This is a genomic window from Streptomyces sp. NPDC004051, assembly GCF_053604275.1.
Map to the genome: position 1 here is coordinate 57904 of NZ_JBSGHG010000037.1, position 9496 is coordinate 67399.

Below are 9496 nucleotides of genomic sequence, written 5' to 3' on the forward strand. Positions count from 1 at the left end.
GGGGAGCCGGGCCCATGAAGCTTTTCTCAGCCGTAGCTGTAGAAGCCGGAGCCGGTCTTGCGGCCCAGACGGCCTGCGTCGACCATGCGCTGGAGCAGCGGGGGAGCGGCGTACAGCGGCTCCTTGTACTCCTCGTACATCGAGTGCGCGACCGAGGCCACCGTGTCCAGACCGATCAGGTCGGACAGCTTCAGCGGGCCCATCGGGTGGGCGCAGCCCATCTCCATGCCGTTGTCGATGTCCTCACGGCTGGCGATGCCCGACTCGAACATCCGGATCGCGGAGAGCAGGTACGGGATCAGCAGCGCGTTCACCACGAACCCGGAACGGTCCTGGGCGTGGATCGCGTGCTTGCCCAGCACCTTCTCGGTGAAGATCTGCGCCCGGCTGATCGTGCCCTCGGAGGTGGTGAGCGCCGGGATCAGCTCGACCAGCTGCTGCACGGGGGCCGGGTTGAAGAAGTGGATGCCGATGACGTGGTCGGGCCGCGAGGTGGCGACCGCCAGCTTCACCAGCGGGATGGAGGAGGTGTTGGAGGCCAGGATCGCGTCCGGCCGGGTCACCACCTGGTCGAGCACCTGGAAGATCTCCGTCTTGACCTGCTCGTTCTCGACGACGGCCTCGATCACCAGGTCGCGGTCGGCGAACTCGCCGAGGTCCGTGGTGAAGCTCAGCCGGGCCTGGGCGGACTCCAGCTCCTCCGCCGTGATCTTGCCGCGCTCGGCCGCCTTGGTGAGGGAGTTGTACAGCCGGGTACGGCCGATCTCCAGGGCCTCGCCGGTGGTCTCCGCGACCATCACGTGCAGTCCGGCGCGCGCGCACACCTCGGCGATTCCCGCGCCCATCTGCCCGCAGCCCACCACTCCGACGCGTTCGATGTCGGTCACATCGTCCCCTTTGTCTCCCTGCGCGGTTCGTCTGCGCCGCCACAGCTCTGTTCTACCGCTGTGCCACCACTCTGTTCCACGGCTCTGCCCTTTGGCTCTGCTCTGCGGCTCCGGCAGGGCCACCGGTTCGCGGCGCCCTGCTCCGTTCGTGCACGCTACCCGGAAGTATCGATGATCGATCGTGCGGGGCGGGCATGCTGAGCACGGAACGGTCCGTGACCGCACGGATCGCGGCTTTTGTGACGGGTGGGACATGGGACGAGTGTCACGCAGGGCGTTCGCGACGGCCGCGCTGTCGGCCGTGACGATGATGACGGCCGCCTCGGCCGGCCAGGCCCGGCCGGGGCCCGGTCCCTCGGGTACGGCGGGAGGCCGGGGAGCGGCGGCGGGGGAGATGCGGGGCGTGTGGCTGGCGACCGTGGCCAACCGGGACTGGCCGTCGCGTCCGGGCCTGAGCGCCGACCGGCAGCGGGCCGAGCTGATCGCCCACCTCGACACCGCCGTCCGCAACCGGCTCAACACCGTGATCCTCCAGGTACGGCCCACGGCCGACGCCCTGTGGCCGTCCCCGTACGAACCCTGGTCCGCGTACCTCACCGGGACCCAGGGCACGCACCCCGGCTGGGACCCGCTGGGCACCGCCGTCACCGAGGCCCACGCCCGCGGCCTGGAGCTGCACGCCTGGTTCAACCCGTACCGGGTCGCCCCGCACACCGACCCCGCCCGGCTCGCCGCCGCCCACCCGGCCCGCCGGAACCCCGGCTGGGTGGTCCCGTACGGCGGGAAGCTCTACTACAACCCCGGGCTGCCCGAGGTCCGCGCCTTCGTCGTGGACGCGATGCTCGACGCGGTGCGCCGGTATCCCGTCGACGCGGTCCACTTCGACGACTACTTCTACCCGTACCCCGTGGCGGGACAGACCTTCGACGACGACACCGCCTACGACGCCCACGGCGGCGCCTTCCCCGACCGGGCGGCCTGGCGGCGGGACAACATCGACCGGCTGGTGCGCGAGACGGCGGCCCGCATCCGGGAGATCCGGCCCGGCACCCGGTTCGGCGTCAGCCCCTTCGGAGTGTGGCGCAACGCGGCGACCGACCGGCTCGGCTCGGACACCCGGGCCGGTGTGCAGACCTACGACGACCTGCACGCCGACACCCGCCGGTGGGCGCGGGAGAACTGGATCGACTACATCTGTCCGCAGCTCTACTGGAACATCGGCTTCGCCGCCGCCGACTACGCGAAGCTGCTGACCTGGTGGTCCGGGGTGGTGGAGGGCTCCGGGACACAGCTGTACGTGGGCGAGGCGCTCTACAAGGCGGGCGACCCGGCGCAGCCCGCCCCCTGGCAGGACCCGGCCGAACTCTCCCGGCACCTCACCCTCGCCGAGGAGCACCCGCAGGCGCGCGGGCACGTCTTCTTCGCCGCCCGGGAGGTGAGCACCGATCCGATCGGCGCGATGGCGCGGGTGGTCGCCGACCACTACGGGCGGCCGGCGACACCCCCACGCTGATCCGTCCCGGCGGCTGCCGGGCTATCGCTGACGGTTCCTGTGCCGGATCTCGGAGTCGGGGCCGGGTGAGCACACGGCCTCGTGCCCGTCCTCGAAGCGGACCCGGTAGGGCGGGTCGCCCTTCTGGCCCATCACCTCGACGATCTCGGCCACCTTGTCGTGCTGGCCGACCACCCTGCCGTGCTGGACAAGCTGGTCGCCCACAGATGCGCGCATAGGGGTCTCCTCACCAAGTGCGGGAGCAGCGGTCCGTGGCTCCGAGTCTACGGCCCGGCCCACCACCCGGCACGTCCCGCGTCCGAGCATCTCCGCACTCCGGGGCCCGAGCGGCGCCGGAGCACGCGAGGGCGGCGGGGCGGAGGGGCGGGTGTTTCGTGACGCTTGTCCGGTAGATCGCGATCCGAGGTCAAGGCCTGGTCGACGCTCGGTAACACCCCGGCCGGTACCCCTTGATTTGCTCACCCCGGGGGTCGACGATCGCCGCATGGCACTTCGGGTCACGTTCGTTGCCGCAGCGGGGAGCTCCTCGCGGCTGAACGAGCGTTTCGAGGACGACCGGCCACTCGACCGGGCCGGGTGGAGCGAGGTGCAGCGCGTCGCCCCTGAGCTGCTGCCGCTCGCCGCGGCCGACCTGCGCTACTGCTCGCCGAACCCGCGCAGCCGTGCCACCGGGGACGGGCTCGGCTACGCCCCGCTGGTCCAGCTCGCCCTGCGTGACTGCGACATGGGCCGCTGGCGCGGGCTGACCCTGGGCGAGGCGATGGCCAGGGAGCCGGAGGTCGTGGACGCCTGGCTCGCCGACCCGCGGGCCACCGTGCACGGCGGGGAGTCGCTGCTGGACTTCATCACCCGTGTGGGCGGCTGGCTGGACACCCGGCCGTTGGAGGAGAACTTCCGGGTCGTCGCGGTGGCCGAACCCTCCGTGATCCGCGCCGCGCTGGTGTACGCGCTGAAGGCGCCGCCCGCGACCTACTGGAACATCGACGTCCGCGCGCTGTCGCGGGTCAGCGTCACCGGGCGGGCGGGCCGCTGGAGCCTGCGCATCGAAGGTGTCTCCCCTCAGCGCGCACGGACGTAGCCGGTGTCCAGCTCCAGGTCCTTGGCCGGGCCGCGCACCCGCCAGAGGGTCCGCCAGTGGTCCTCGTCGTGGACGGTGAACTCGCCCCGGTAGAGGTCCGCGGCGCAGGGGTGGTCGGCGACGTACCGGCCCGTCGAGAGGTCCAGGTCGTGGAACGGCCGACCGTCCGCGAACCGCACGTCCACCGCGCCGCCGGGTCCGGGGAGGAAACGCAGGGTGCGTTCGGCAGGCCGGGAGACGCCCCGCCAGGTGAAGGTGCCGGATTCCTGGTGCAGCAGGCCACCGCCCTCGAGCGGGCCGAAAAGCGTGGTTCCCTCGAAACGCCCCAGGTCGCCGCCGGCGAGGTCCCGCACGGTCCGGGTCACCCGCCAGAGGCCGTCGAGATAGGCCAGTGCGTCCGGTACCGGCCAGAACCCGTCCATTCCGTCGCGTTCTCCCTTGCGTCCGTCGCCGCACGCACCATTGACGTGCTCCTGCCTCCTCTCTATCTTGCCGTTCGAAGTGCTGGCCGTTGCTCGAAATATCGAACCACCTGAAGGGTCCAGTGAAGCTCCACCCCTCCCAGAGAGCCGCGGAGTATCCATGTCACGCACCGCCCGCACCCGCACCCGTCTCAGAACCGGTCTCACCGCCACCGCGTTACTGACGGCCGCCGCCCTGCTGCCCGCCCCCGCGCACGCCGAGGACGTCACCGACTACACGATCACCGTCGACCCGGGCGCCGAGGGCGCCGCGATCGGCGACACGATGTACGGCGTCTTCTTCGAGGACATCAACCGGGCCGCCGACGGCGGACTGTACGCCGAACTCGTGCAGAACAGGTCCTTCGAGTACTCCACCGCCGACAACGGCTCCTACACGCCCCTCACCTCCTGGTCGGTCGGCGGCACCGCCGAGGTGCGCGACGACTCCGGCCGGCTCGACGAACGCAACCGCGCCTACCTCTCCCTGGAGGCGGGTTCCGCCGTCACGAACACCGGCTACAACACCGGCGTCCGGGTGGAACAGGGCAAGCGCTACGACTTCTCGGTCTGGGCCAGGGCGCAGAGCGGCACCACCCTCACCGTCACGCTCAAGGACGCGGCCGGCGAGCTCGGGGCCGCCCGGCAGGTGGCCGTCAAGGGTGAATGGGCCCGGTACAAGGCCACGTTCACCGCGACCCGCACCAGCAACCGCGGCCGGCTCACCGTCGCCACTTCGTCCACCGCGGCCCTGGACATGGTGTCGCTGTTCCCGCGTGACACCTTCAAGAACCAGCCGAACGGACTGCGCAAGGACCTCGCCGAGAAGATCGCCGCCCTGAAACCCGGCTTCGTCCGTTTCCCCGGCGGCTGCCTGGTCAACACCGGTTCCATGGAGGACTACAGCGAGGCCTCCGGCTGGCAGCGCAAGCGCTCCTACCAGTGGAAGGACACGATCGGCCCGGTCGAGGAGCGCGCCACCAACGCCAACTTCTGGGGCTACAACCAGAGTTACGGCCTCGGCTACTACGAGTACTTCCGCTTCGCCGAGGACGTCGGCGCGATGCCGCTGCCCGTCGTGCCCGCCCTCGTCACCGGGTGCGGCCAGAACCGGGCCACCGACGACGAGGCGCTGCTGGAGCGGCACATCCAGGACACCCTGGACCTGATCGAGTTCGCCAACGGACCGGCGAACTCGACCTGGGGCAAGGTGCGCGCCGAGATGGGGCACCGCAAGCCCTTCGGCCTCACCCACATCGGGGTCGGCAACGAGGAGAACCTGCCGCACGAGTTCTTCGCCCGTTTCCAGCGCTTCCGGACCGCCATCGAGGCCGAGCACCCGGACATCACCGTCGTCTCCAACTCCGGCCCGGACGACACCGGCACGACCTTCGACACCCTCTGGCGGCTCAACCGGGAGGGCGAGGTCGACATGGTCGACGAGCACTACTACAACAGCCCGCGCTGGTTCCTGCAGAACAACGACCGCTACGACTCCTACGACCGAAGCGGCCCGAAGGTCTTCCTCGGCGAGTACGCCTCCCAGGGCAACACCTGGAAGAACGCCCTGGCCGAAGCCGCGTTCATGACCGGCCTGGAGCGCAACGCGGACGTCGTCGAACTCGCCTCGTACGCACCGCTGCTCGCCAACGAGGACTACGTGCAGTGGTCGCCGGACATGATCTGGTTCAACAACCGCGCCTCGTGGGGCTCGGCCGACTACGAGGTCCAGAAGCTGTTCATGACCAACGTCGGCGACCGCGTGGTCCCCTCGGAGGCGAGCGGCACACCGGACGTCAGCGGCCCCCTCACCGGCGCCGTCGGCCTGTCGACCTGGGCCACCAGCGCCACCTACGACGACGTGCGGGTGACCGCCGCCGACGGGACGCCGCTGTTCGGCGACGACTTCTCCGGTGACGCCTCGCAGTGGACGCACAGCGGCGGCGGCAGCTGGACCGTCCGGGACGGGCAGTACCTCCAGACCGACGCGACCGCCGAGAACACCATGGTCACGGCGGGCGATCCGGCCTGGCAGAACTACGACCTGCACGTGAGGGCGACCAAGAAGTCCGGCCAGGAGGGCTTCCTCGTCGCCTTCGGGGTCAAGGACACCGGAAACTACTACTGGTGGAACCTGGGCGGCTGGAACAACACCCGGTCCGCCGTCGAGCAGGCCGTGGACGGCGGCAAGTCGACGCTGGTCTCCAGGGCCGGCTCGATCGAGACGGGCCGCGCCTACGACATCGACATCAAGGTGCGCGGCCGCCAGGTCACCCTCTCCCTAGACGGCCAGGAATGGGGCACCTTCACCGACGACAAGCCCGCCGAGCCGTTCCGCCAGGTGGTCACGCGGGACGCGGCGTCGGGTGACCTGATCGTCAAGGTCGTCAACGCCCAGCCGGCCGAGGCCCGCACGGCGATCGACCTCGGTGGCGTGCGGACCGCCTCCACCGCCCGGGTCACCACGCTGGCCGCCGACGCGGACGCGGTGAACACCGAGACGGACACGCCGGTGACCCCGGTGACGTCCAGGTTCCGGGGCGTGGCCGACAGGTTCACCTACACGTTCCCGGCGCACTCGGTGACGTTCCTGCGGATCAAGCAGCGGTAGTGGTCGGGGTGCGGGCCGCCGTCACGGAGACGGCGGCCCGCACCCGGCGCCGACCGGGGAACCACCCGCCGCGTCAGTGGCGCAGCAGCAGGGTGACACCGGCCACCACGAAGCCGAGCACGACCGCGGCGACGCCGTACGTGAGGCGGTGCGTGCGCAGCCAGGGCAGCAGCCGGTCCACGGCGATCCGGCCGGGGCCGGTCAGGGCGAGCGCCACCGTGGCCAGGGTGAGGAGGAGCTCGTACTCCACGCCCTCCGGGGCGAAGAAGCCGCCGCCCCACTTCACGGCGATCGCGTTGACCATCGTGCCGGCGACGGCCGCTGCGGCGAGCGGGGTGAACAGGCCGAGCGCGAGGCCGAGCCCGCCGAGGGTCTCGGTGAGCCCGGCCACGACGGCGAACGCCTCGGGCGAGGGGTAGCCGAGGGAACCGAAGAACATGCCGGTGCCCTCGACACCGCCCCCGCCGAACCAGCCGAACAGCTTCTGGGCGCCGTGCACGGCCATGGTCAGGCCGAGCACGAGACGCAGGGCCAGCAGGCCGATGTCGTAGGCGCGGGCGGGGGCGGCGAGGCCCTCCTGGCCGGACGTCGCGGCGGCGGGGCGGGACAAGGTGGTGGCACTGGCCATGGGGGGACTCCTCGGAAGGGGACGGCGAAGACGGTGGGGGCGCCGCGCGGCACTGAGCGACGCCCCGCCCCGACAATGTTGAAGCTTCAAGCTAAACCAACCATAGCCCTTGCTTCAACTTTCAAGCAGTGCGGGTACGCTCGACCGTGCTCGGTCCCGAGCCGAAACCCGTGTCTGTCCCACGCCGCCCAAGGAGCCGCCGTCATGCCCCACACCGCCGCCCCCACGGTCAGCTGGTCCGCCGGACCCGACCACAGGCCCGGCACACCGCTGGTCGTCGCCCTGCACGGGCGGGGAGCGGACGAGGCGTCGTTCGCGCAGCTCGCGCCGCATCTGCCGCAGGAGGCCACGGTGGCCTTCGTGCGCGCCCCGCTGGCCGAGGGCGGCGGGTACGCGTGGTTCGCCAACCGGGGGATCGGGCGTCCCCTGCCCGACTCCATCGCGGCCACCGCCGACTGGCTCTTCCGCTGGCTCGACAGCGAGGCCGCCGGCCACACCTCGGTCTCGCTGCTCGGCTTCTCCGGCGGCATGGCCATGGCGGGCGGCCTGCTGCTCGCCCGCCCGGAGCGGTTCGCCGCCGCCGTCCTCCTGTCCGGCACCCTGCCGTGGGACGCGGGCCTGCCCGAGGAGCAGGGCCGCCTGACCGGCATGCCGGTCTTCTGGGGCCGCGACACCGCGGACCGGGTGATTCCCGCCGACCTCGTCACCCGGACCGGCACCTGGCTCCGCGAGGGGTCCGGCGCCCACCTCGAGGAACGCCGCTACCCGGGCCTGGGCCACGCCATCGCCCTCCCGGAACTGACCGACGCCTCCGCCTTCCTGCGGCGCGCGTGGGAGAGCGAGGGCTGAGGGGCAGGGCCGGGGGCGGTGGAGGGAGAGGGCGCGCCGCCGGCCTTCGCCGGGTCTCTACTTGCTGTGCACGATCTGGATCAGGTTGCCGCAGGTGTCGTCCAGGACCGCGGTGGTGACCTGGCCCATTTCCAGCGGCTCCTGGGTGAACTGCACTCCGAGCCCACGCAGCCGGTCGAACTCCGCGTGGACGTCGTCCACGGCGAAGGAGACGGCCGGGATGCCGTCCGCGGCCAGTCCCGTCCTGTACGCCGCCACCACGGGATGGCGGGAGGGCTCGAGCAGCAGCTGGGTCCCGTCGGGCTCCTCCGCCGAGACCACGGTCAGCCACCGGTCCTCGCCCAGCGGGACGTCGTGCTTCTTCACGAAGCCCAGCACCTCGGTGTAGAAGCGCAGGGCCTTCTCCTGGTCGTCGACGAAGGCGCTGGTCAGGTGAATCCTCATGGGGTGCTCTCCGGACTGTCGGGACTGAGCCACCGGGTCACGATGTGCTCAAGGGGTGCGGTGTTCAGATCGTGGAACTTGTAGCGGCCCTGGCGCCGCGAACGGACCAGCCCCGCGGATTCCAGTACGGCCAGGTGCTGGCTGATGGCCTGGCGGGACAACCCCAGGCCGTGCTTGGTCACCAGCCGTGTGCATATCTCGAACAGTGTCTGGCCGTCCCGTTCCGCCAGCTCATCGAGGATGCGCCGACGGGTCGGGTCGGCCAACGCCTTGAAGACGTCCTCCGCCATGGCCGACACGATAGGCAAGTGAATGCTTGCCTATCAAGTCGGGTGCGAAAGAGCGCTCGCACGACGAGGTGAACGGCGCGCACACGTCTGGTCGCTGTACGTGTCCCGTCGGCGCATGTGGGCGGGACGGAGCGTGTCGCTTCGACGCGGAGCCACGTTGATGGGAGAGGCGGTGATGCACATGAGCGATCTGATGGGACGGGCTGCCGAAGAGCCCGGTACGGAGGAAGGCGAACGGGACGCGGGAGCAAGCTCCGGCATCCCGCGTGTCTTCGGGCGTCAGTTGAAGCGGTTCCGGGTCCGGACAGGCCTGGAACGGCCCGAGTTCGGTTCGACGACGGGCTACTCGGCCTCGACGATCGCCGCGTACGAACAGGGCCGCCGGGTCCCGCCGCCGAAGTTCATCGACCAGGCGGACGAACTCTTGGACGCAGGGGGCGTCCTCCAGGAGATGAAGGAGGAGGTCGCGCGGGCGCAGTATCCGGCGTTCTTCCGGGACGCGGCGCGGTGGGAGGCGGAAGCGGTCGAACTGCACGTGTACGCGAATCAGGCGGTACCGGGGCTGCTGCAGACGGAGGAGTACGCGCGGGCGGTGTTCGGCATGATGCGTCCGCCGCTCGACGAGGACGCCATTGCCCGACTAGGGCGTGTTTTGAAAGTGCCTGGATCCCCTTGTTCTGCGTCGTGATGATCTCGGTGTGGGGCGAGGGGATCTTTCAGACGAGCAGTGGTCAG

General features: G+C 70.8%; 10 protein-coding genes and 1 pseudogene. 5 read left to right on the top strand and 6 right to left on the bottom strand.

Annotation, left to right across the window (positions count from 1 at the left end):
• Window positions 1-26: 26 nt before the first annotated feature.
• Window positions 27-887 carry a 3-hydroxybutyryl-CoA dehydrogenase gene (locus ACWEQO_RS28555; RefSeq protein ID WP_361459332.1) on the bottom strand — a complete coding sequence of 287 codons (861 nt, stop codon included), beginning with the start codon at window positions 885-887 and terminating at the stop codon, window positions 27-29.
• Window positions 888-1140: 253 nt separating this feature from the next.
• Between ACWEQO_RS28555 and ACWEQO_RS28560 the strand changes: the two genes are divergently transcribed.
• The gene (locus tag ACWEQO_RS28560; protein ID WP_452985739.1) at window positions 1141-2400 is read left to right on the top strand and encodes a glycoside hydrolase family 10 protein; all 1260 of its coding nucleotides are present in this window, start codon (window positions 1141-1143) and stop codon (window positions 2398-2400) included.
• A gap of 21 nt (window positions 2401-2421) precedes the next feature.
• On the opposite strand, the gene ACWEQO_RS28565 is transcribed toward ACWEQO_RS28560, so the two are convergent.
• A complete protein-coding gene (locus ACWEQO_RS28565) occupies window positions 2422-2616 on the bottom strand; it encodes a DUF1918 domain-containing protein (protein ID WP_361459336.1) in 195 nt (64 codons plus the stop codon).
• Window positions 2617-2884: 268 nt separating this feature from the next.
• Between ACWEQO_RS28565 and ACWEQO_RS28570 the strand changes: the two genes are divergently transcribed.
• Window positions 2885-3478, top strand: coding sequence for a histidine phosphatase family protein (locus tag ACWEQO_RS28570; protein WP_361459338.1), 594 nt, complete (start codon window positions 2885-2887; stop codon window positions 3476-3478).
• On the opposite strand, the gene ACWEQO_RS28575 is transcribed toward ACWEQO_RS28570, so the two are convergent.
• Window positions 3460-3900 carry a DUF6314 family protein gene (locus ACWEQO_RS28575; RefSeq protein WP_361459340.1) on the bottom strand — a complete coding sequence of 147 codons (441 nt, stop codon included), beginning with the start codon at window positions 3898-3900 and terminating at the stop codon, window positions 3460-3462. The two genes, ACWEQO_RS28570 and ACWEQO_RS28575, sit on opposite strands and share 19 nt — an antisense overlap.
• A gap of 160 nt (window positions 3901-4060) precedes the next feature.
• Here ACWEQO_RS28575 and ACWEQO_RS28580 point away from each other — a divergent pair, with 160 nt between their 5' ends.
• Window positions 4061-6550 (top strand): alpha-L-arabinofuranosidase C-terminal domain-containing protein, encoded by a 2490-nt coding sequence (locus ACWEQO_RS28580; protein ID WP_452985740.1) that lies wholly within the window; start codon window positions 4061-4063, stop codon window positions 6548-6550.
• A gap of 73 nt (window positions 6551-6623) precedes the next feature.
• Here ACWEQO_RS28580 and ACWEQO_RS28585 read toward each other — a convergent pair whose 3' ends face one another.
• Complete coding sequence (locus ACWEQO_RS28585) at window positions 6624-7178, bottom strand: DoxX family protein (protein WP_361459342.1); 555 nt, start codon at window positions 7176-7178, stop codon at window positions 6624-6626.
• A 204-nt stretch (window positions 7179-7382) separates the two neighbouring features.
• Between ACWEQO_RS28585 and ACWEQO_RS28590 the strand changes: the two genes are divergently transcribed.
• The gene (locus ACWEQO_RS28590) at window positions 7383-8027 is read left to right on the top strand and encodes an alpha/beta hydrolase (protein WP_452985741.1); all 645 of its coding nucleotides are present in this window, start codon (window positions 7383-7385) and stop codon (window positions 8025-8027) included.
• 57 nt (window positions 8028-8084) lie between these two features.
• Here the strand turns inward: ACWEQO_RS28590 and ACWEQO_RS28595 are convergent, their stop codons facing one another.
• Window positions 8085-8471 carry a VOC family protein gene (locus tag ACWEQO_RS28595; RefSeq protein ID WP_361459346.1) on the bottom strand — a complete coding sequence of 129 codons (387 nt, stop codon included), beginning with the start codon at window positions 8469-8471 and terminating at the stop codon, window positions 8085-8087.
• Window positions 8468-8761, bottom strand: a complete 294-nt coding sequence (locus ACWEQO_RS28600; protein ID WP_452985742.1) for an ArsR/SmtB family transcription factor — start codon at window positions 8759-8761, stop codon at window positions 8468-8470. Before ACWEQO_RS28600 ends, ACWEQO_RS28595 begins: the two co-directional genes overlap by 4 nt.
• A gap of 181 nt (window positions 8762-8942) precedes the next feature.
• On the opposite strand from ACWEQO_RS28600, the pseudogene ACWEQO_RS28605 reads away from it, so the two are divergent.
• Window positions 8943-9410, top strand: a pseudogene (locus ACWEQO_RS28605) (Scr1 family TA system antitoxin-like transcriptional regulator); the annotation flags it as partial.
• Window positions 9411-9496: the final 86 nt, after the last annotated feature.